Here is a 21843-nt window from a genome sequence, read left to right as displayed (position 1 = left end):
CACTCGATTTTAAGTATTAAAATGCAAAATTATTAATTACTATTTATTTAATCGATATATACGTTCTCCGGTGGTATGCCCCCCAGGCTTTTCATTCTTTATCAGGTTCTCTCTGGGATCCGTCTCCCTCCGGTTATACGCAGAACCCGGGACCGAGAATCGTATCTACACATTCCTGGCAAAGCATTCTGGGAAGGTCTTTTCTAAGCATCTTGTGGGCCAGCGGGTATCCTCCCCCTTTCATGGGCACATCCAGTTCCTTGACGTGGTCCATACATATGCCTTTCCCGCATACGATGCAGACACTTACAGCTTCGGTATCTTTCCCTTCTTCGGCACAGTCATAGCACTTCAGCATCGAATCACCCTCATTTTCCCGGTACCTTCTCGATGGTACCTTAACAAACCTCGTCAAACATGCAGTTTTCCTTCAGCGCTTCATGGCAGGGAATGCAAACAATCCGCTTGATATTTTCAAGGTCCGGTTTCAACTCGATCGGATAGTCCCCTTCCCACGCCGGGGTTTCCTCATGGATCAGGTGTTCTTTGCAAACCCCTCTCCCACACACGATACAGATCGCAACGGCGTCCGTGTACTTGCCTGCTTTGGCGCATTCATAGCATCTCATCGCTTTTCCCCTGATTAAAAAGTTCTTTCTAATTTCAGATACTTATGGATTTAAACTGTCTAATGGATCTGTTTTTCAATCCAACCAATCTTTGGAATGATATGTTTTCAATCCAACCAATCTTTAGAAGGATCTGTTTTCAATCCGGCCACTCTTTATACGGATCAGTTTTTCAATTAGACCCATATTTTAAAGGGAATTTATCGTTATGAACGATTCAAGAACAACTCCCACATAATAGTGTCAACAGTGTCTCAAAATAATTTTTGCCTCAAAATAATTTTTACTTCAAGATACTTCCTTTAGCGAACGATTCTTATGGAGACACTAATCTATGCGGGCGCTCATGCCTCTATTTTTTCCGGACGGATTTAATTGCTTACGGGAAGTTCACTCTTCTTCCACACGGGTCATGTCCTGCCCGCAGCAGACGAGAGTTCCGCCTCCGGCTTTTGTAACGACCACTTCGTTACCGCAGATTTCACAGCGGTATTTTTCCCCTACAGCCGAAACAGCCATGGTCCTTTCACCCCCTTCGTCTTTTATTTCCCCTGAGTCTATTTCCCCGGAGGCATTCCAGCAGGTATTTTCCCTTGCCCCATTTCCTGTCCCCTGTGCCCGTTCACGAGCAAATAAACCATATACAATTAATCTGTCTTCGTATTTAATTGTAGGGATTTTTTTGTAAGTTGTGGAAAAGTCTCCTTACCGGTTATTTTCTTTTCAGGAATTTTAAAGTTGAATTTTTTGTTTCCTTTTTATTCTCAGATATAAGTTTTTCCCGTCGGAAATAATCTTTTTTTTGGAATTTCGATGTTTTTAAGGCTTTATCCTGAGGGTATTTACCTTTCCCTTTATCGAAAAGTTCTGCTCTGGCAAAGGTTTTTAAAGGCCGTCAATCTTTTTTTAAGCAGGGTCTGTTGAAGAGTTTTCGTTATGGGAAATTGTTAAGTTATATATTTTTTATAACCAACTTTGTATATTATTCCTTTAATACAGTTAAATATATATAGATTCTTAAATACAGTTATGTGAATTCTAGCCCAAAGAATTATAATTAATATCTATTATACTAGACGTTAATTATAATTTTAAAGATATTTTATATTCGGTTAAATGGAAACGCAGCCATTTTAGCTAATTAACAACAATTTAGGAGTAATCAAAGATGAAGTTCGGAATCGAATTTGTGCCGAGCGATCCAGTTTTAAAGATCGCAACTTACGCAAAGCTTGCAGAAGAACAGGGATTCGACAACGTCTGGATCACTGACCACTACAACAACCGTGATGTTTATACCACTCTTGCCGTGCTTGCTCTGAACACCAACAGCATCAAGATCGGTTCCGGAGTTACCAACTCCTACACCAGGAACCCTGCAATCACAGCATCAAGCATCGGTGCAGTTAACGAAATTTCCGGCGGCAGGGCTATCCTGGGTCTCGGTCCTGGAGACAAGGCAACCTTCGACGCAATGGGAGTCGAGTGGGTCAAGCCCCTCGCAACCACCAGGGAAGCCATCCAGGCCCTCAGGGGTTTCTTCGCAGGTGAGAAGGTCTCCATGGACGGAGATGTAGTCAAGTTCGGCGGTGCAAAGCTTGCATTCAAGACCGGAGATGTCCCCATCTACATGGGTGCCCAGGGCCCCAAGATGCTCGAGCTTGCCGGTGAAGTGGCTGACGGTGTCCTGATCAACGCTTCCCACCCCAAGGACTTTGAAGTTGCCGTTGAGCAAATCAAGAAAGGTGCCGCAAAGATAGGCCGCGACCCCGCTGAAGTCGATGTGACTGCATACGCTTGCTTCTCCATTGACAAGGACCCTGCAAAGGCTGTCAGCGCTGCAAAAGTAGTAGTTGCATTCATCGTTGCCGGTTCCCCTGACCTTGTCCTTGAACGCCACGGCATCCCTGTCGAAGCCAAGGGCCAGATCGGTGAAGCCATTGCCAAGGGAGACTTCGGAGCCCTCATGGGCGGCCTTGTCACCGACCAGATGGTCGAAGCTTTTGCTATCTGCGGAACTCCCGAGGACTGCATGCAGAGGATCCGGGACCTTGAAGCCATTGGCGTAACCCAGGTCGTTGCCGGTTCCCCGATCGGTCCTAACAAGGAAAAGGCAATAAAGCTTATAGGGAAAGAAATCATTGCAAAGATGTAATTTTTTCCATTACATCTTTTAATAACATTTTGAAAAACGTTTTATATCACTTTGAAAAACCTCCTGCCCGTAAGGGCAGGAATATCAAGGCATTGGAGGTAACTAATTGCCACCAAAAATTGCAGAAGTCATTGAAAATGACGTTTGCGCAGCCTGTGGGGCATGCGAAGCCGTATGTCCTATCGGGGCTGTTACCGTGAAGAAGGCGGCAGAAATTCGAGATCCGAACGACCTGTCCCTGTATGAAAAAGGGGCTGGATACCAGGTTTGTGAAGGCTGCTTTACCTGCGGCAGGGTCTGTCCCGTAGTTGACGGTTTCATCGATGATGAACTTGCAAACGTGCGTAGTTTCTTTGGTGCAAAAGCCAAAGATTCCGTAGGAAGCCAGGACGGTGGAGTATCCACTGCCTTACTGAAGGCTCTCTTCAGGAAAGGTGAAATCGACTGTGCTGTCGGGATTGCCAGAAATGAGAACTGGGAGCCTGAAGTGGTCCTGATTACAAGTGCTGAAGAAGTGGACAAGACCAGAGGGACCAAGTATACCTCGGATCCCGTACTTACGGTTCTCAGGGAAGCTTTTGAGAAATACAACCGGATTGCAATAGTAGGTGTGCCCTGCCAGACCCATGCGGCAAGTTTGATCCGGGAAAATGTTAACGAAAAGATCGTGCTCATCATCGGGCTGCTCTGTATGGAAAGTTTCCACCATGATGTGATGCTCGAAAAGATCGTCCCCGAGATTCTGCAGGTCAAAACCGAAGACATCGTAAAGATGGAGTTTACCAAAGGCAAGTTCTGGGTCTACACAAAGGACGGGGAAGTCCACAACGTGCCCATCAAGGACGTTGCAAAGTTTGCCAGGAACCCCTGTCACAACTGCTGTGACTACACCTCGGTCTTTGCCGACATTTCCGTAGGTTCTGTTGGTGCTCCTGACGGCTGGAACTCGGTCTTCATCCGGAGTGAAACAGGTGAGAAGTACTTCAACATGGTCCGCGATGAATTTGAGATCAACGAAGACCCGAAGCCTGGCCTGGATCTTGTCGAAAAGCTCATTGGCATGAAGCGCAAGGGCAACGCCGAGCATTTCCTGGAAGTCTGCGAAAAATTCAGTTTTGAGACCGGCATCCGCAACGAAACGGTCTGACACCGAAAGTTCTTACACTGAATGTAGAGACAGACCGGAAAACAGGCTGGCCAGAACAAAAAATCCATACAAATTCAGAAAGGAGATCCGGGATGATGCGAGCCTTTTACATCGGACGATTTCAGCCGTATCATTTCGGGCACCATAAAGTGATCACACGGATAGCAGAGGAAGTGGACGAACTGGTCATAGGGATCGGAAGTGCTCAGAAAAGCCATGATCCCAACGACCCTTTCACAGCAGGGGAACGGGTGCTTATGCTCCACAATGCCCTGGAAGACCTCAGCATCCGGCATTACATTCTCCCTATCGAAGATGTAAGGTATAATTCAATCTGGGTTCACCACGTTGCGGCCAGGACCCCTCGCTTTGACGTGGTCTACTCGAACAACCCTCTTGTAATTCAGCTTTTCAGGGAAGCCGGTTTTTGCGTCAAGGAGTCCCCTCTTTACGTCCGGGAAACATTTTCGGGCACCGAGATCCGGAAACTAATGATTGCCGGAGATGAGTGGAAACACCTGGTCCCGAAACCCGTTTCCGATGTAATCGAGGAAATCGATGGGGTAACCCGCCTTCGGAATGTGGCAAAAAGCGACAATAACTCTTCTTTGTAATTGTTTTTCTTCCCTAAAACTCTTCTTTTCAGGTTTTTGCCTGGAACAGGTTTATTGCCCAAAAAAGGTTTTTGCCAGGAACTCTCTTTTCAGGGAACAGAGTCTATCCAGTCCAGGGACCCAGGCCTGAATTCATCCAGCTCTTCTTCTTTTCCGCCCGCCAGGTAATCTATGATTTTTTCCACATCCCCTGCGGTTTCTTCCGCCGTCCTGCCGGTGGTGTTCACTTCATATACCTTTTCACACCATTCGTCGGCTTCAACAAGGATCAGGTCAATAGCTTCGGCTTCGGCATTCTCGTTTATTTTCTCCTCGGAATAGCCGCGTTTCTCAAGCCTTTTTTTCAGCTCGGGGGGATATGCCCTCAGCACGATCACGGTATCTGCGATATGGTGGGCGAGGTGGCTTTCAAGGATGAATATTTCTTCGTTATCGTGGCCTTTATTCTTTTTGTGACCTTCGTCCTTTTCGTTTTCTTCAGTTCCAAGGATCCCTTCCAGGCGCACCCTGACAAGCTCCATATCCGCAATAACAGCGTCCCTTTTTTCATCGACTTCAGAATAGAGTTTTTCTTCTTTAATCAGGTCATTGAGGTAGATGACTTTCCATCCCCTTCGTTTTTCCAGGAGTTTACCAACGGAAGTTTTTCCCGTGCCCGGAGTGCCTGTAAGTCCTATGAGCATGGAGAAGGAAATGGAACTTATTGCAGTTATACTTAGTGCCGGGCCTGGAGGGACCGGTTGTCGGGGATTGGCGTGCCAGCGTTTGTATCCTTTGGCTTTTTGGGGCTCCGTGCTCTCAAAGGTCGTGCCCGTACGACCGGCTTTTTCCGTAAAAATTGAAATGAAATATTAACAGGGTCTCAATCCTCCACTGCTCCCCTTTTTCATAAATCCTAGATTCCCGTTGATTCATAACGAGTCCAGTAATAATGGACTTTATATCCCTTGAAATTTGGGAAGTTTATCACTCATCTGAGCGTTGATTCCTTAAAAATTCAAAATGTTGTCACTTATCGGAATGTTATGATCTCCCTCGTTATGTAGAGAAATACACATGACGAGGAAGGAACTTGCATGGCGACAAACTCGATGTCATTGAATGCTTCGAATAACCAGGAAAATCGCATCTGGTAGGCGGGATGCTGGATAAACAAGAACAGCTGTACACAAGGATCTGGGGGTGAACCTGCCTACCTTGTTATGAGTGTCCGGGAATCCAGGATAAATAAAGATCGATTCACTCTGCGCCGAATTTCTGAGTTTATTGACCTGAGAATTCTATTTAGCTGAGAACTCCGATCCGGGTTCTGTTGAGGTTTTCTCGAGTTTTTCCTCGCCTTATCTGCGGGACGTGGGGGTGTTTTCGATGATGTTATGTCGAAAATTTCGGGCTGTTCTGAGGTGATGCAGTCCCGGGGGTAAACGGCTCTGAAGACAATCCCATCTGAATACGTCATTCAGGTTGTTCCGGATTCCGGATGGGCTTTTCTTCCCCACTCCCTCCTTTTATTCATCCTATCATTTGTTAGTTTTTTGCTCATTTTTTGTTCATCAGTTTCTGTTAATTTTCCCCTTTACCAGCCCCTCCTCTCCAGCACCGTGACGATTCCCAGGTACCCGTCAACTGCCAGGTAGTCCCCGTTTTTTATGAGTTTTGTCGCATCCGGGACGCCTGTTACGCAGGGGATGCCGTACTCCCGGGCAATTATTGCCCCGTGGATCAACATCCCTCCTCTACGCTCCACGATTGCGGAGCAGAGGGGGACGATAAAGGTCATGTTGGGGTCCACGGCATCGCAGACAAGAACTTCTCCTGCCTTGATGTCATAGAGGTCGGACTCCTGCAGGATGACCCGGGCAGAGCCCTGTGCTGTCCCGGGACCCGAAGGGTTTCCAAGGAGCTGCCTTGGCTTCAGCTTTTCTTCGGTTTTTTCTGGTTTTCCCTGGGCTTTTTTCCATTCAAGGGGATATTTGGGATCTTTGAGGGTTTTTACCATTTTTTCTGTTATTTCTTCGATTATGGGTTCCAGATTTGGAATTTTCTCAATTTCCGGGAGTTCTGCTTCTTTCAATCCTCTTTTTTTAAGCCTTTCTTCCCATTCAAGGAGAGCTCTTCTAAGTTCGGCTTCGATTTTCCCGAGGTAAATATTGTCATCGTCCCGCAGGCGGTAACTTGCACGCCCCAGGTCCAGGAGTTCGGCAGCAAACTGTTTTTTTTCGCCTTCGAACCGGGAAAATAAGTTATCTTTCAGTTTCCGGATTCGATCTGGTTCTTCTTTTTTTTCAGGAGATGCAGGAGGTTGAGACAATGGAGGTCTGGAAGCCATTTCGACCAGCAGCCTGACAAGGCCTTCTCTTGCGGCGGAACTTTCCGAATAGCTTCCTCCATACTCTGAAATAAAGGCATCAAGTTCTTTCCCGAGCCCGGAGTCCGGGGTGAGCTTTTTTGCTTTTTGGAGAAGATCCGGGGCTTTCCTCAGCTTCCCGGCCATTTCCTCGAGTTTCCGGTTTCGCTCAAGGCTCAGCATGCCGGTACCCGAGAGGAGGTCTGCGAACTCATAGGGGTCTTTCGGGTTCACGGTTTCATTGTAGACCTGCCCGAAGAGCCGGGCCCCGTGAGCAAAGGGTATAAAATCGTCCCAGTAAATGTCGTGCCATTTCCGGTAGATCCCTGCCCTTCTTTCGATTTCTTCTGCAAGGGCGCTTTCCGTGAGTCCTGATAGCTCTTCTTTTTCCAGTCCCCGGGCTTCGGCCTGCATTGCAGGGATATGTTTTTCTTCGATGGTTTTCCTTAGCTCTTTCAGGTTCCCGAAACTGCGCCGCAGGCTCAGGTACCAGAGCCTCTTTTCGTCCCGGTCTTCCCCTACGAGGGTGGTGATAGGCCTGGATTGGAGTGTATAAAGGGTATTGTCGCGAATGGTCCATTCCACGTCTTGAGGTTTTCTTTTACCTTCCCTGCTTCCGAATAGAGCTTCCACTTTGAGGGTCAGGTTGAAGACTCGCGTGACTTCTTCCTGGGTGAGGGGTGGGCTTTCTTTCAGGTTTTCGGGGAGTTCCCGGAGCTCGGTGCCCTCTAAGGTTCCGAAAACCCCCCGTTCTCTCTCCGCATGGTAGTGTTTTTTTATGTTTCCGGATTTCCTTTCGAGGACCCAGCGGTCCGGCTCAACCGTTCCATCCACAAGACCTTTGTTCAGCCCGTAAACGGCTTCAACAAGGGCTTCTGATGCGTCTTCCGGGTTCATCCCGAAGGCCACGCCGGAAACCCTGCCTTCCACGATTTCCTGAATTAACACTGCCATTGCGCTTTTAAAAATGTCCAGCCCCATCTCTTTCCTGTAAAGCAGGGCTGAATCCGACCAGAGGGATGCCCAGACCAGGCGCAGATGTCTGAGTACGGCATCTGCTCCCCGCACGTTCACGTATGAGGCGTGGACCCCTGCAAAAGAGGTTTTTGCGGAATCTTCTCCTGGAGCCGAGGACCTGACTGCAACCGCTTTTTCCCCGAAATACCTGGCAATCTTTTCTTCAAGTTCCTTTTCCAGCCCCAGGGGAAACGGGGTCCGGGCAAACATGTGCTTGATTTTTTCCGAGAGGTCCCAGAGTTCCTCCCAGCGCATTTCCTCAAAGGGCTTGCGGTTCAGTTCGAGAAGGATCCTGCCTCGAAGGCCTGTTTTGTCAACGTACTCGTTGTAAGCTGCAGTGCCTATGCAGGCGCCCCTCGGGACATTTATACCTTCTTTTCTTCCCTCTTTCTTCAAAAAACCGAGGGCTGAAGCTTTACCCCCGCAAAGGTTCCCGACCTTTTCTCCAGCCTTTTCTCCTGTCTTTTCCCGGACCTTCCGGATTTCCTCTATGGGAATAAGCCACTCTCCCGTAGCTGAGCCCCCCTTTCATTCAAGTGTGCCAGGAAATTTTCTATATGTTCTAAATTATTCCCTGCCTCGAATTAAATAAATTTTACCCAATCCCCTTTCCTGAAAAATCAAACCTTTACTTCCACAACGTGCTGGAAGTGGCTTACTACTATGTATTTTTCAACATTGATTTTCAGGAATGCATTTGTGGGTGAGTGCAGGAAATCCACCAGGTATGGGTGTTTCATGAGGTAGATATTTTCCATGATCTTGAGTTCAAAGTCCTCCACAGGCTCAATTTTCCCAAGCGCTGTCACAGCCACAGCATCCCGGAAATCCTCCAGTGTGTTTTTCCGGTTATCAATAAGCAGGGATACCGAAGGGTTTGCCAGGAGGTTGGCGTATTTACGGGTTGCCTTCGTGGTTGAAAATAACAGGTATTTCAGCTTTTCATCCGAAGCAAAGGCTACAAGGCTGACATAGGGTGTTCCTTCTCCCTGGGTCGCAAGGACTGCAAGTGGCTGGGGTCCGAAGAGCTCTCTCAGATCTTCCAGGAGCTTTGTTTTTTCAAGCCCTTTACTTTCTACAGGGACTTCCCCTTCCTGTACCTCCAGTTTATGAGGAAGAAGAGATGCAATTTCGTCTTTCATAATCAACACTCCTTTCCTTAACGCTACTCCGTATAATTTAATGCCACGTGGTCTTTTTTTTCTTTCTTTTGGTCTTTTTCCTTTTCTGGATGCCGTTTCTCACGCTTTGCCTATACAGGTTGAAGGTCTTTTCTCACTCTTTCGGGAATCCCGATTACTCCTTCAGGGTTCCCACAACAGGATAGTCTTCAAAGACCTCCGGGCCGTGGGGCGCTTCGTCGTCCATGCTCTCCGAGAGGTCCTGTCCGGCATCGTGGAGTCCCTGGTGGTTTCCGTCTTCCCAGAGGTAGCTATCCGAAACGTCGTAGACCTTCCCCTTGTAGGCAACGTACATTTTCCCGTCTTTTCCATTGTATTCGGAAAGCTCTTCGGGTGTAAATTCTTTCATTTTCCATATCCTCCTATTTATTTTTGCATACAGAACTGGTTATTACAGAACTGGTTATTACAGAACTGGTTGTAGCTCTATTCTTAGTTGTAGTTTTAATTGTGGTTCTAGTTTTAGTCGTAGTTTTAATTGCAGAGAGTTTCGATTTACTCCAATTTCAACAAAATTGCTTATATACCCTTTATAAGCAACCAGTTAAAAAACGAGGTTTATCGAAGTCCTCTGCATTATAATTGTATTATTACACATTCAGCAGTTTCAGCATCTCATTGATCTCTGTGGTCGGAAGCTGGCATTCGTGGTTCTTGCAGACGTATGCCGTGGCTTTTCCCTGGATAGGGACCTGGACTTTAGTATATTCAGCCAGTTTTATTATCTCAGGTTCTTTTCCTTCTTCTTCGGGCCTGAAGACCAGCACTTTGTTCGGGATAAAGTAGGTCCGGACTTCCTCAAGCATGTTTTTTGTGTCTGATGCTTCCGGTTTTCCGGCGATTATTACCTCGTATGTGGGGCCGGCTTCAAATTCAAGGGCGGAAAGGAACTGGGTATAGCCTGAAGGGATCTTCCTGATCTGGTTTGAAAAGGCCCGCTCCAGGCTATCTGCCACGTCCTCAAGTTCAGGGTCTGCAGTAATGCGGGCAAGGCGCAGGAGGTTTAGCATCTCCACGGAATTCCCGGATGGGATCGCCGCATCCATGAACTCCTTTTTTCTGAAGATCAGAGCTTCGCTGTCATCTGCTGTGAAAAAAAGTCCTCCCTGGTCCGGGTCCCAGAAGTGTTCCACAAGTTCTCTGTTCAGAGAGATTGCGGCTTTGAGGTACTTGAGCTCAAACCCGGCTTCATAGAGTTCCAGAAGGCCATGGATTAGGAATGCATAATCGTCGGCTGTCCCGGAAATCCCGGCAACCCCATCCCTGTACCTGTGAAGCAGCCTCTGGCTGGGGCTGTAGAAGGTATTCAGGATGAAGTCCGCGGCTTTTTCGGCAGCTTCCAGGTACTTTTTTTCTCCTAATGTCTGGAAACCTTTTGCAAGGGCCGCGATCATCAGCCCGTTCCAGTCAGTCAGGATCTTGTCGTCCAGGCCCGGATTCTTGCGTTTGCTGCGGGCGTCATAGAGCTTTTCTTTAGCCTTTTTGACCCGGGCTTCGATGTCCGGCTTCGGAACCTCGAGTCTGCTTGCCAGGGTGTCAGTGGATTGGACAAGGTAAAAGATATTGGTCCCGGTTTTCCTTCCCCGGATTTCTTCTTCAAAGTTGCCTTCCTCTTTCAGGTTGAACATCTTTATGATCAGGTCGGCTTCCTCAGGGTCAAGGCTTTCCCGGATTTCTTCCAGGGTCCAGAGGTAGTATTTCCCTTCCTCCCCGTCCACGTCTGCATCTTCTCCGCAGTAAAAGCCACCTTCGGGAGAGGTCAGGTCCCTGAGTACGTAGTCAAGGATTCCTTCGGCCGTTTCCCTGTACAGCTCTTTTCCGGTAACCTGATAGGTTTCCGTATAAGCAGTTGCCAGGAGGGCCTGGTCGTAGAGCATCTTTTCAAAATGTGGCACCATCCACATGTTATCCGTAGAGTAGCGGTGAAAGCCCGAGCCCAGATGGTCGTGGATCCCTCCCTTCTGCATGTAGTGGAGGGTGTGTTCCACCATGTGGAGAGCTTCCGGGTCCCCGCTGCGTCTCCAGTGGCGGAGCAGAAAGAAAATCTTGTGGGGGGCGGGGAATTTCGGTGCCTTTTCGAATCCTCCGAAATCCCTATCAAAGGATCCCATTAGTTCTTCGTAGGCTTCCTGCAGTATCATTTCCCCCAGGCCTTCTCCTGCCGAGTCCGTAATCATGTCCTGGATGGTTGAGGTTATTTTTTCTGCCGAGTCAAGCACTTCTTCGTGCTGGCGTTCCCAGATTTCCCTGATCCGTGGCATCAGTTCCAGCATCCCGGTCTGGCTGAAGCGGGTTTTATTCGGGATATAAGTTCCTGCGAAAAAGGGCTTTTTGTCCGGGGTCATGATAATGTTCAGGGGCCAGCCGCCTCTCCCGAGAATGATCTGGCAGACTGTCATATATGTGTTATCAATGTCAGGGCGCTCTTCCCTGTCTACTTTTATGGAGACAAAGGCCTCGTTCATGAGCTTTGCAATTTCCTCGTCCTCGAAAGACTCGTGCGCCATCACGTGGCACCAGTGGCAGGTGGAGTAGCCGATAGAAAGGAAGATAGGTTTGTTTTCCTTCCTCGCCTTTTCAAAAGCCTCTTCTCCCCAGGGATACCAGTCCACAGGGTTATAGGCATGTTGAAGGAGATAAGGACTCTTTTCATGGATAAGGCGGTTTGGATGTTCTTTCTTTTCTTTTCCCATTGCAATTCCCCCTTTTTATCAGGCTCCTGTTCCCCCTCGGGCAAGTATCCTGCCTTTCAGGACTTTTAACTTCCCAATACCTTCCCCGGCAAGGATCAGGGGAACCGTTCTCAGCTCCCTTTTTCGTGGCAGTTTCATATAATTTTGAAAGCACTCCCGCCCCGGATCCACAAGCGCTTCATCCCCCGATTCCCTGATCCACTGCAGGTGGATCTTGCAGGAATCTGGATTCAACTGTTTAAAGATAATGTCCGTTCCAACTCCCCCCAATTTCACACAGATGATTCGATCCAGTCTTCTATTTCTGGATGTCCAAGGTTTATACTATTAGGTTTTTGGATAATGGTTATGAATGATTATGAGTACTGACCCCGAATAGTCTCATGAATACTGGTCGCTAATGAAATTATATTGTCAACTGAACTCATTTTTTTAATGAAATTCTGTTGTCAACTGAAATCATATTTTAAATGGAATTGTTTTGTTAAATGAGGTCATGTTAAATGAAATTATTTTGTTAATTATGTTTGACCTCTATCCCATTATTCTCTGTCCCAAAGCCTAAGATCTCAATTAATGCCTGAAAAAAATTCGATTATAAAATCCCCCTTTTAGATAGTAATCCCCTGAATATCAATATATCGGTATTTCAGGGGGTTTAGTGACATTTCAATGGTTTCGCAGGTATTTTTAGGGTTCAGACTTATTATTCCCGCCTTTTGGAGTTTTACCGCCTGAAAAGCATTGTCCTCAGGCTGTCAGCGGCTATTGCGGCTCTGTCCGCAACATCGCCGATTTTCTCCACGAGAAAAGTCAGGTGGCAGATCCCGGCTCCTCCGAAGATCTTTTCGTTTGCGAAGATCTTTTTCAAAAGTTCGCTCTCTATAAGGTCCACCTCATGTTCCAGTTTTTCTACCTGGGGGACAAGAGCCAGGGTTTGCCTGATTTTATTTTTATCCGGATTTTTGAAGATATCGTAGAAACTGGATACAAGCTCTTCGTAGACCCTGACAGTCTCAAGAGTAGCTCCTGAAAGCCTGAGGAAACCCGTTTTCATGTCTTCAGGGAGGGAATCGGCCCGGAGGGTCAGCCAGTAAGCGGCACTCTGGGCGCTGTTCAGGATTTCGTCCTGCTGGTTTAAAAAAAAGAGAAGGTCTTTTGCGTCTACCGGCAGTAGCATGGAAGACGGAAGACTTTTCCGGATCTCATGCTTTATGGCATCGGCTTCTGTCTCTATCAGGTCAGCCTCGGAACTTTTAAGTTCCACAAGCTCCATGTTCCCTGAACAGTATGCTTCCACTCCTTCTTTCAATTTCCCGGCTGCAAGTACCCCCTTTCTGGCATGTTCTTTAAAGGGAAGCGGAGGGACTTTTGAAAAAGGACCTAACAGGGAGCGGACAAAATCCCTGTATTTCATATCTTTTCAACTCCCCGGAAGTCCGGGATGTTCCGGAATAGGTGTCTCCTTTCCCTTGATTTTTTTCAAATTTCCCGTTTCTCCCATAAAATATTTTCCCCGTTAAATTGCGATATATAAATATAAATATGTGCCTGAATAATATGAACCTTCGCTTTCAGCTGCCTCTGAGAATGGTATTTACAGTTTCTGGAAATGGATCCGGTAGCCGTTCAAGCCACGGTTTAGGTTGTCGTTCAAGCCACGGTTTAGGTTGTCGTTCAAGCCACGGTTTAGGTTGTCGTTCAAGCTACGGTTTAGGCCGTTGTTCAAGCCAGGGTCCGGCAGTGTTTCAAGCAGTGTCTTTATGTCCAGGGGATCTTATGAGTCCTTATGGAATTTTTCAAAGGCTCCCTTTCAGGAAAATCCCTGCCTTTTAATCGGCCTGAGGTGTCCGAACTCTTCTAATTTTTCTTCGTATTTTCCGGCTCCGAACATCTTTACTATTTTTAAAGCCCGTACCGAGTGTTCCCGCTTCTTTTCGGCTCTCCTCACCTGGTAGATCCGAATAGAACGAAGGAGGTCGATTTTCCGGAACTCGGGCCAGTACGGAGCGCAGAAATAGGCCGCACATTCGCTTCCGTTAGCCTGCCAGGGCAGGAAGTTGGAAACCCGCTCGTCCCCCCCAGTTCTGATGATAAGGTCTACATTCGGGACTGCCAGCCCGGGAGATGGATAAAGGTGGTTTGAGATCAGGTTTTCGCTCACGTCCTCAAGGGAGAGCTCTCCCCTTGAAACCCGGCATGCGATTTCCCTCACGGCCTGGATAATGTCCTGCCTCCCGCCGTAGGCAATGGCTACGTTGAGGTAAAACCTGTCGTAGTGTTCGGTCGCCTTTTCGATCCTGTCAATTGTCTCGTTCAGGAAATCAGGCAGTTTACTCCTGTCTCCTATAACCCTGACCCGCATTTCCTTTTCATGGGTCCGGGGGTCTTTATAAAGCTTCAAGAACTTCCGGTCTATGAGGTTAAAGAGCCCGTCCACCTCCTCCCCGGGACGGTGGAAATTCTCTGTGGAAAATGCATAAAGTGTAAGCTGCCGCACCCCTATTTCATGGCACCACTCAATCACCTGCTCAGTGGTCTCCGCCCCTATGGAGTGCCCGTAACTTTTTGCCTTCCCGAGCTTTCCCGCAAACCTGCGATTCCCATCCATGATCACCGCGATATGTGCGGGGATCTCCGAGTGATGAATTTCTTTTGCGAGCCTCCGCTCGTATTCCCGGTAAAATACACTGAAGGTCCGGTTTTTCAAAAATCTGAGCCCCACCTTGAAGCCGGAACTTATTGATCTCATTTTTAAGCTTCTTATGCGTTTTCCCCCTAATATATAAAGCTGGAAAATCTGTATAGATTTTATCTCATTATGTACTCTGATACTTTCTTTTATTCAAGGTATTTATAATTTCTTTTGGCAGGGTTTCTCTGCAAAAATAAGCAGTGCCATTATCCCAAATTCTGCATCGAAATTCTAAACACTTTATTTGAACTGCTTTTTTATATTCCTTTTCTATTTCTTTTAAACTCCCTTTTAACTTCTCCTTTAAATTCCTTCTTTCGAAAGACAAACTAATTATGACTTTTTTGAATCCGAGCAGAACTCTGGCAGAATTAAATAAGAAGCTCAAAGAAATTCATACAAAAAAGAATGACAATAAGGGGCAATAAACCCCGGTAAAAGGAAAGTAATCAAGTGCGGCTCAGTAGTTTTCAAGCACGGAGCCGACGATAGTTTTGTAAGTATTTTTCAGGGAGTAAACGTTATGGTCTCCTGTAACATTAATGCTCAGGATTCCTAATCTCGTGTTCATTAGCCCGACCATGGCCGACACCCCCCGGTAGCTTACCTCGAATTCCCCATTGTCAAGGAACTCATAAACTTCACCGGTGGTGAACTTGTCTCCGGTCAGGAAGAGATTGAGCACAACCTTGCGTATCCCGCTCTCGTCCCTGCCGAGATACTTAATCAATCTCGCTCTTACCCTTTCTTCCGTAGTCTGCAGTTTCTGACACCTCAGTTAATGATAATTTGAATTATTATTGGTACTGGATTATATTATATGTTACTATTTGATTCTTAGCTATAAAGGTATGCGACCTGCTTTTCAGGGCAGTGAGAATCGAATACCCTATATCTTTATCGTTTATATATTTTAGGATTACTTTTTGAGGATTGGTTACATTAAAGTATAAAATCGGTCTTTGTTGTCAAAATTAAATATAAGAAATTTCAAGTTCTCAGGAAGTTATGGGGCATCCGGGTCACAGGTTAATTTTTATATGTTTCTCTCAAGAACTAAAATAAGGGGATAAAGTAATTTTAAATCTAAAAAAGCATTAATTCCGTTATTATTTCTCTCACCCGGCAGCACGATTGGTAAAAATGTTATTCAACATTTCAAACAGGTCCCCTGCAAAATCAAAATTTAGCAAGTCGCTTTCTTTTCCGTTCCTTTTTATGTCAATTCTATTTTTTTATATAAGCTCTCTAACTATCGTTATTATACCCGGTCGTCATGACTTTTTAAGAAACATTCTTCAGAAACTTGGTTTCCAAAACTATTTACTTATTTTTAACCATTACTTCTTATTAAAGTGTGAAAACACAAATTTGGCACATACAGTTCTTCATGGGGTCAGACTTTTCTGAGCAGTTTCCTGAATTATTCCCCCGGTTAGGTGTAATTGACCGTTTTTAAGGTGCAGGCGCCGCTCAAAAATTAAAAAAGTTGGGCTGGGTATAAGTTTTTGTGGGAGAAACTTTGTTTATATATATGGGGTCAGTGGGTCTGCAATGTTAATTTTCGGGCACATCGTTTTTACGATTGGAATTTTCTTCATGCTTGAGCGTATTCTTCCGGCACTCAGAGGCAGGCTTGATTACCGTTACATAGCTTTCGGAGCCCTGCTGCCAGACATTCTCGACAAACTGGTCGGCAGGGTAATTTTTGCCGAGTTTCTTGCAAATGGGCGAATTGTCGGGCATACGCTTGTGTTTTGTCTTTTTATCGCATTACTGGGTTACTATCGCTATGGGAAGAGCAGGGACACAGGTTTGTTCCTGATATCTGGAGCATGTTTTTTCCACCTGCTTGAAGACCGTATGTGGGCTAAGCCTCATACCTTATTCTGGCCGGCTTTTGGCTGGGAATTTCCTAAGGTATGCTGTTACGGAGGGGGTCTGGATTACTTTCTGAATATGGCCACGATCGGTTATGTTCCGTCTCTTTGTCCCTGTTTCATTACCGAGTTTATAGGTTTAATCATAGCGGTAATAATATCTGCAATTTACCTGAGGCGCAGGTTAATTCATTGAGTTGCAGGTACTTTTTTTATAGGGGTTGTAACTGATATTTTGTAACTGATATTTTGTAACTGATATTTTGTAACGGATATCTCGTGAACAGGCATGCAAACTGAAAGCTTAAAGGCAGAATCTCAGGTTGTTCCGGAAGTATCTCCGATCACTCCGGACCATACTCTCCCGGCAAATATACCCTGCTTATGGGAACAGAATGATATTCTTATCTTTCTGGTTGACCTGGAAGATTACGGCACATTGAGTACGGAATGCCTTGACGATATGGAAATGGAAGGCCTGGATAGATTAAAAACCGGGTATTTCAGGAAAAGGTACATTATTTCCAGAATGGTCCTGAAATATATTCTGTGCAGAATTCTTAAACGACATTCCGTCTCCGACATGGCTACTTATAAGGATAAATACGGAAAAGTCCATGTAAGCAACCATGAAGAATTACATGTCTGTATCTCATATACTGAAAATATTGTCGTTCTTGCAGTCTCAAAGTTTGAGCTTGGGGTTGATATTGAGGTTAAAAAAAAGCGGTCTCTTGCGAACATTTCTAAATACCTGAATAAAAAAACTTTTCAAACCGATAAATCCGTAAATTGTCTCGATCTCTTAACGACCTGGACTCTGAAAGAAGCGTATTGCAAGTTTTCGAATAAAAGTATTTTTTCTACTTTTTACAGGGAATTGGATCTTAATAATGTCAGTTATTCAAGCTATATTATAGACAACGAATACATACTTTCCCTTATTACTTCTGAAGGCTGGCATACTATCAATATAAGCCTCCTCGAGAAAATAGCCTTTCCATGAAACTTAAATCTCTATGAGAACTTAACCTCTCTATGAGAACTGGTTCTAAACCTTAGAACTGCAATTTTTGGAGCCTCCTTCCTATATGCCCTATTCATGTTCGTACTCTATTCATGTTGATAATGGGGTGTTCAAATCACATACTAAAACAATACTTATTGAATTTCCAGAGTAATCTTTTTCTTTCTTATTCCCTGAGTTTGGTGGGGGTTCTATGCAGAACCCTTCTAAAAGGCTGTCTTTAAACTTTTCAAGAAACATTGCTTCTCAAATTTATTAAGAAATTTTATTTCAATATTTTTTTATTTTATGGGGTTATATAGCACTTGCTGATGTCTGGCTATACATACCTTTCCTCACAGGCAGAAATTATAAAAAATAGTTTGAATTTAGCATCTCAAATAATTGATAAAAATTCTACTATCATGGCGAACTGTTCTGGAGTGCAGTTTTTCATGTCTGAGATTATTGAAACATGACATATTCAATATTTTGGGGGCAGGAGTATAAGTTTCTCAGGAGAAGTCTCAACGGGGTCGCTGTTAATTCTTCTAGCTTTTTATGAGAAGTTATGATAGAGACTGTTGCTAAATGAAAAAGGTGAACAATATAATAATTAACATGGTTATGTGCTATGAGGGGACAAGAAAATAAGTGGCACTGTTAAGACATGGTGAACAATATAATGATGACATTGCTAAGATATGGGGGCAATATAATGGGTGACATGGCTAAGATACGGGGAACAATATAATTGGTGACATGGCTAAGATACGGGGGCAATATAATTGGTGACATGGCTAAGATACGGGGAACAATATAATTGGTGACATGGCTAAGATACGGGGAACAATATAATTGGTGACATGGCTAAGATACGGGGAACAATATAATTGGTGACATGGCTAAGATACGGGGAACAATATAATGGGTGACGTGGCTAAGAAATGGGGGATAATATAAATAATTCCGACTTACCCGACATGTTCTCTAGAAAATAACATTTTTTAGCTATCGTTTTTGGATTATTGCTCTAAAATCCACAATTATTATCTCAAGAACCTTCGGGAAATGAAAGTTGGAAGCTTTTAATGAAGGCATGAGGGCGAAAAGTGTGGGAGATTTCAAAAACACACGTTTGAAAACCAGGGCAGTTTTCAGAAAAAACGATATTAGGAACAATGGTGAAAATTGAGAAGACATCTTGATAAAGTGGGATAATTGATATGGGGAACAATATAACAAATGATAAAGGGGACAATGTAAATAAATTATATGAGAAACAATATAAATAATTGATAATACGTAAATACTAATGGGGATTACTCAAATATTTACGGGGATATTAACACAATGATACACTAAAGTGTATACTACTCATGTTGTTTTATCCACTATACGAAATTAGGGGGGCTAAGGTCGAATGGAACATATAAAGAATGATATACTTGATTATCTGAAAGACAATTCTTTTATGGACACGAGCATTGGCTTGAATGATAACGATTCTCTCACCCAGAACGGCATCATGGATTCGATTGGACTGCTTGAATTGATGGACTATATCTGTGAAAAATATGCCATAGAAGTTCCCGAAGATATGCTGACGCCGGAAAATTTTGACTCACTGCAGGGGATCACTAACCTGATTGTCAAACTGGTGAAGTGAGAGATATGAGGATCGATGCTTATATCGCGGAATATGCCAGAAGAACTCCTCAGCAAATCGCTCTGGAAGAAGGCAAAAAATCCATCTCCTACAACTGTCTCGATGAAGATATAGATACTATTGCTTCGTCTATGGGGGACTTCGGGCATTGCAGGTTTGCAATCCTGGCAGAGTCAGGCATACAATACATAAAGATTCTCATGGCAGTATACCGGTCAGCCAACATTGCAATACCTCTTCCGATCGAATTCCCGAAATTCAGTCTGGAGCAAATTCTTGATAATGCCCACGTCAATAATATAATTGCAACAGAGGCACAGTACTCTAGATATGGTGAGGACTTTTTCGGGCGTTTTGGAACGGTTGTTGTTGTTTCAAATGACAGTTCAGTAAAGACCCTGCGTAAAAATATAGTAAATGAGGCCAACAATCCGGAACTGAGGCTGGTGCTGTACACGTCCGGCACGACAGGCACTCCAAAAGGGGTCATGTTAAGTGATCGAAATCTGGTAGCAAATGCAGAATCGATAATCGAGGTTCTCAGCATAAGTTCCGGCGATAAGGGCGCACTGGTAATATCTCCACACCACGCTTTTGGTAATTCCATAATCGATTCCCACCTGATGGCCGGGGGGGCTGTCAGAATCGGAAGCATGAATTTTATGGAATCTACATTCAGCTTGGTGGAATCAGGGGTATCCGTATTCTACGGAGTGCCAAGTACTTATCGGATCCTCCTCCGCTATCCAGAGAGGTTCAAAAAGGCATTTGAAAATGTCAGGACTGCCGCATCCGCAGGTGGAGGAATGGACGCATTAACCGTGAAAGAGATAAACGAGTTAAGTCCCGGTACGGTGATTCTGCCGATGTACGGCCAGACTGAAGCTACAGCACGCCTGGCCTACCTGCCACCAGAGGACGTGGACGAGTTCGTTGATACGATAGGCAAGCCGATTCCCGGCGTTATGCTTGACGTATTCGACGATGAAAACAGGCCAGTAGGGCCGAACATAAGGGGTGAACTGGTTGCCAGGGGTGAGAATATTCTATTAGGTTACCTGGACGACGAGATCGCCACTGAGAAAAAGCTCATAAATGGGTGGATGCACACGGGGGACCTGGCACAGAAATTACCCAATGGTTATTTCAGGTTGCTTGGCCGCAAGGACGACCTCATTAAAATAGGCGATCATCGCGTGAATCCGAGGGAAATTGAAAAACACATAGAGAATAACACTGAGGTTTCCAGGGTTTTTGTCGTACCGGTTTCCCACGAGCTTATGGGGGCCGCGATCAGCCTCATGGTCATCCCGAAGGAAGGGACAGAAGTTGATGCTCTTTTTTCATTCTGCCGGAAGAATTTGCCCGGGTACCTGTGTCCCAGGGAGATACTTTTCATCGATCATCTCCCATTAAGCGAGAATGGGAAGATATCCAATCGGTCAATTATAGGGGAGTACCAAAATGTCAAGAATAGTGTGTAAAAAGTGTGTTCTGGACTCGGATATGCCAGGCATAGATATCAATGAGGAAAGTGGGCTCTGTCATTTTTGTGAGACGTATGTCCCTCTTTCTGCGCAGGAAAAGAGAGAATATCTGGCGAAAATGGAAGAACTCTTCAAGGAATACGGGGGCAGGGGTAAGTACGATGTGGTCTTTGCACTTTCCGGGGGCAAGGACTCTTCATACACGCTTCATAAACTCAAAAAAGAATATCCTTTCCTGAAAGTCCTGGCTGTCCAGTTCGATAACGGTTTCATATCTGACAACGCGGTAGAAAATGCGAAAAAGATGTGTAAGCTCACAGGATCTGATTATTTTAAACTAACAATGGAAGATGAGGTCCTGTACGAAACTTTCCGGAAAGCCGCGGAATCCCGCGATGCATTCCCCAGGTTAGCCAAATACAGGGCAAGCGACATATGCAACACCTGTATCAGTATCATCAAGCAGAAGTTGATAGAAGAGGCTATTGTTCAGGATGCACCTTTCATTATGTTTGCCTTCACACCGGGGCAGTCTCCTAATCCCATAATCCCCCTGAAGGCTAATTTTATACGGTGGTCCAGGAACATTTTTGAAAAACAACTTCAAAAAATTGACGTTGATGATAGGGATGAGAGGTTCTTGATTAAAAACGAGGTTATTGAAAATATGGGCAAGGAGGGACCGAGGATGCTTCATCCTCTGTGTCTGTGGGATTATAACGAAGGTAAGATTCTGGAGTCCCTGGTGAAGATCGGGTGGAACCCTCCGGATCTCAATGACAGCAATTCAACCAACTGTACATTGAATTCTTTTGCCTGTTATAACCATCTGGAAAAATACGGGATCCACCCGTATGCCTTTGATATAGCAGGAATTGTCCGAAGTGGGGATATGTCAAGGGAAGAAGGCCTGGAAAAACTTCACCAGGAGCTATCACAACCACTGATAGAGGAAGCTGCAAAGAAACTAAATTACGGGTGAATGACTCTCGAAACCTGTTACCTGATATTTGGTATATGATATTTGATATTTGATATCTGATATTTGATATCTGATATTTGATATCTGATATTTGATATCTGATATTTGATATCTGATATTTGATATCTGATATTTGATATTTGATCTCGGTATCTATTCGTTGCTGTTCAAAACCTTGACACGGGTTGCTTAAAATACAGTTCCTGCCGCTTGAGTTAAGAGCATTCCATAATTAATGCTATTTCCTCAAAATCAGTGGTAGCTATTTCCTCAATCCCGACATGTAATATTTCTTAATTCGTAATGTTGCGTCAAAGTTTGTAATAATACGTTAACGATCA

At 45.0% G+C, this 21843-nt stretch carries 22 protein-coding genes; 8 read left to right on the top strand and 14 right to left on the bottom strand.

Going from position 1 to position 21843, the window contains the following annotated elements; translation table 11 throughout:
* Window positions 1-133: 133 nt before the first annotated feature.
* The 3 genes from ACSAZK_RS05965 to ACSAZK_RS05955 form a co-directional block, all read right to left on the bottom strand.
* Window positions 134-415, bottom strand: coding sequence for a DUF2180 family protein (locus ACSAZK_RS05965; protein WP_440956461.1), 282 nt, complete (start codon window positions 413-415; stop codon window positions 134-136).
* On the bottom strand, window positions 399-629 hold the full coding sequence (locus ACSAZK_RS05960) for a DUF2180 family protein (protein ID WP_048177931.1): 231 nt from the start codon (window positions 627-629) through the stop codon (window positions 399-401). The genes ACSAZK_RS05965 and ACSAZK_RS05960 overlap by 17 nt, the downstream gene beginning before the upstream one ends.
* A 390-nt stretch (window positions 630-1019) precedes the next feature.
* Entirely contained in the window at window positions 1020-1148 is a 129-nt protein-coding gene (locus ACSAZK_RS05955; protein WP_048177932.1) for a desulfoferrodoxin FeS4 iron-binding domain-containing protein, read from the bottom strand.
* Between the two features lie 649 nt (window positions 1149-1797).
* Here ACSAZK_RS05955 and mer point away from each other — a divergent pair.
* The 3 genes from mer (at window position 1798) to ACSAZK_RS05940 (ending at window position 4545) form a co-directional block, all read left to right on the top strand.
* A complete protein-coding gene (gene mer / locus ACSAZK_RS05950) occupies window positions 1798-2784 on the top strand; it encodes a 5,10-methylenetetrahydromethanopterin reductase (protein ID WP_440956460.1) in 987 nt (328 codons plus the stop codon).
* Window positions 2785-2890: 106 nt separating this feature from the next.
* Window positions 2891-3931: a F420H2 dehydrogenase subunit FpoF gene (gene fpoF, locus ACSAZK_RS05945; RefSeq protein ID WP_440956459.1), complete on the top strand. Its 1041-nt coding sequence runs from the start codon at window positions 2891-2893 to the stop codon at window positions 3929-3931.
* A gap of 92 nt (window positions 3932-4023) precedes the next feature.
* Entirely contained in the window at window positions 4024-4545 is a 522-nt protein-coding gene (locus ACSAZK_RS05940) for a nicotinamide-nucleotide adenylyltransferase (protein ID WP_440956458.1), read from the top strand.
* 89 nt (window positions 4546-4634) lie between these two features.
* Here the strand turns inward: ACSAZK_RS05940 and ACSAZK_RS05935 are convergent, their stop codons facing one another.
* From ACSAZK_RS05935 to ACSAZK_RS05890, 10 genes are all read right to left on the bottom strand, one after another.
* Window positions 4635-5228, bottom strand: coding sequence for an adenylate kinase family protein (locus ACSAZK_RS05935; RefSeq protein ID WP_440956457.1), 594 nt, complete (start codon window positions 5226-5228; stop codon window positions 4635-4637).
* An 893-nt stretch (window positions 5229-6121) separates the two neighbouring features.
* On the bottom strand, window positions 6122-8392 hold the full coding sequence (locus ACSAZK_RS05930; RefSeq protein ID WP_440957114.1) for a PEP/pyruvate-binding domain-containing protein: 2271 nt from the start codon (window positions 8390-8392) through the stop codon (window positions 6122-6124).
* Between the two features lie 137 nt (window positions 8393-8529).
* Complete coding sequence (locus ACSAZK_RS05925; protein WP_440956456.1) at window positions 8530-9051, bottom strand: pyridoxamine 5'-phosphate oxidase family protein; 522 nt, start codon at window positions 9049-9051, stop codon at window positions 8530-8532.
* A 154-nt stretch (window positions 9052-9205) separates the two neighbouring features.
* Window positions 9206-9439 carry a cytochrome b5 domain-containing protein gene (locus ACSAZK_RS05920; RefSeq protein WP_440956455.1) on the bottom strand — a complete coding sequence of 78 codons (234 nt, stop codon included), beginning with the start codon at window positions 9437-9439 and terminating at the stop codon, window positions 9206-9208.
* Between the two features lie 241 nt (window positions 9440-9680).
* On the bottom strand, window positions 9681-11783 hold the full coding sequence (locus ACSAZK_RS05915) for a thioredoxin domain-containing protein (protein WP_440956454.1): 2103 nt from the start codon (window positions 11781-11783) through the stop codon (window positions 9681-9683).
* An 18-nt stretch (window positions 11784-11801) separates the two neighbouring features.
* Window positions 11802-12053, bottom strand: a complete 252-nt coding sequence (locus ACSAZK_RS05910) for a hypothetical protein (RefSeq protein ID WP_440956453.1) — start codon at window positions 12051-12053, stop codon at window positions 11802-11804.
* 457 nt (window positions 12054-12510) lie between these two features.
* Window positions 12511-13200 (bottom strand): TIGR00153 family protein, encoded by a 690-nt coding sequence (locus tag ACSAZK_RS05905; protein ID WP_440956452.1) that lies wholly within the window; start codon window positions 13198-13200, stop codon window positions 12511-12513.
* Between the two features lie 396 nt (window positions 13201-13596).
* Complete coding sequence (uppS, locus tag ACSAZK_RS05900; RefSeq protein WP_440956451.1) at window positions 13597-14535, bottom strand: polyprenyl diphosphate synthase; 939 nt, start codon at window positions 14533-14535, stop codon at window positions 13597-13599.
* Between the two features lie 67 nt (window positions 14536-14602).
* On the bottom strand, window positions 14603-14806 hold the full coding sequence (locus ACSAZK_RS05895) for a hypothetical protein (RefSeq protein ID WP_440956450.1): 204 nt from the start codon (window positions 14804-14806) through the stop codon (window positions 14603-14605).
* A 132-nt stretch (window positions 14807-14938) separates the two neighbouring features.
* A complete protein-coding gene (locus tag ACSAZK_RS05890; protein WP_440956449.1) occupies window positions 14939-15208 on the bottom strand; it encodes a DUF2551 domain-containing protein in 270 nt (89 codons plus the stop codon).
* Window positions 15209-16032: 824 nt separating this feature from the next.
* On the opposite strand from ACSAZK_RS05890, the gene ACSAZK_RS05885 reads away from it, so the two are divergent.
* Window positions 16033-16554: a metal-dependent hydrolase gene (locus tag ACSAZK_RS05885; protein WP_440956448.1), complete on the top strand. Its 522-nt coding sequence runs from the start codon at window positions 16033-16035 to the stop codon at window positions 16552-16554.
* A gap of 267 nt (window positions 16555-16821) precedes the next feature.
* Window positions 16822-17364 carry a 4'-phosphopantetheinyl transferase family protein gene (locus ACSAZK_RS05880; protein ID WP_440956447.1) on the top strand — a complete coding sequence of 181 codons (543 nt, stop codon included), beginning with the start codon at window positions 16822-16824 and terminating at the stop codon, window positions 17362-17364.
* A gap of 111 nt (window positions 17365-17475) precedes the next feature.
* Here the strand turns inward: ACSAZK_RS05880 and ACSAZK_RS05875 are convergent, their stop codons facing one another.
* On the bottom strand, window positions 17476-17625 hold the full coding sequence (locus ACSAZK_RS05875; RefSeq protein WP_440956446.1) for a hypothetical protein: 150 nt from the start codon (window positions 17623-17625) through the stop codon (window positions 17476-17478).
* A gap of 1162 nt (window positions 17626-18787) precedes the next feature.
* On the opposite strand from ACSAZK_RS05875, the gene ACSAZK_RS05870 reads away from it, so the two are divergent.
* From ACSAZK_RS05870 to ACSAZK_RS05860, 3 genes are read left to right on the top strand one after another with little or no spacing between them, the layout of a single operon-like run.
* Window positions 18788-19033 (top strand): acyl carrier protein, encoded by a 246-nt coding sequence (locus ACSAZK_RS05870; protein WP_048177944.1) that lies wholly within the window; start codon window positions 18788-18790, stop codon window positions 19031-19033.
* Window positions 19034-19038: 5 nt separating this feature from the next.
* A complete protein-coding gene (locus ACSAZK_RS05865) occupies window positions 19039-20517 on the top strand; it encodes a class I adenylate-forming enzyme family protein (RefSeq protein WP_440956445.1) in 1479 nt (492 codons plus the stop codon).
* Window positions 20498-21502 carry a hypothetical protein gene (locus ACSAZK_RS05860; protein ID WP_440956444.1) on the top strand — a complete coding sequence of 335 codons (1005 nt, stop codon included), beginning with the start codon at window positions 20498-20500 and terminating at the stop codon, window positions 21500-21502. Before ACSAZK_RS05865 ends, ACSAZK_RS05860 begins: the two co-directional genes overlap by 20 nt.
* The last annotated feature ends 341 nt before the right edge of the window (window positions 21503-21843 follow it).

It is taken from the genome of Methanosarcina sediminis, assembly GCF_052056915.1.
Lineage (GTDB): Archaea > Halobacteriota > Methanosarcinia > Methanosarcinales > Methanosarcinaceae > MTP4.
This window is presented reverse-complemented; position numbering and strand designations above follow the sequence as displayed.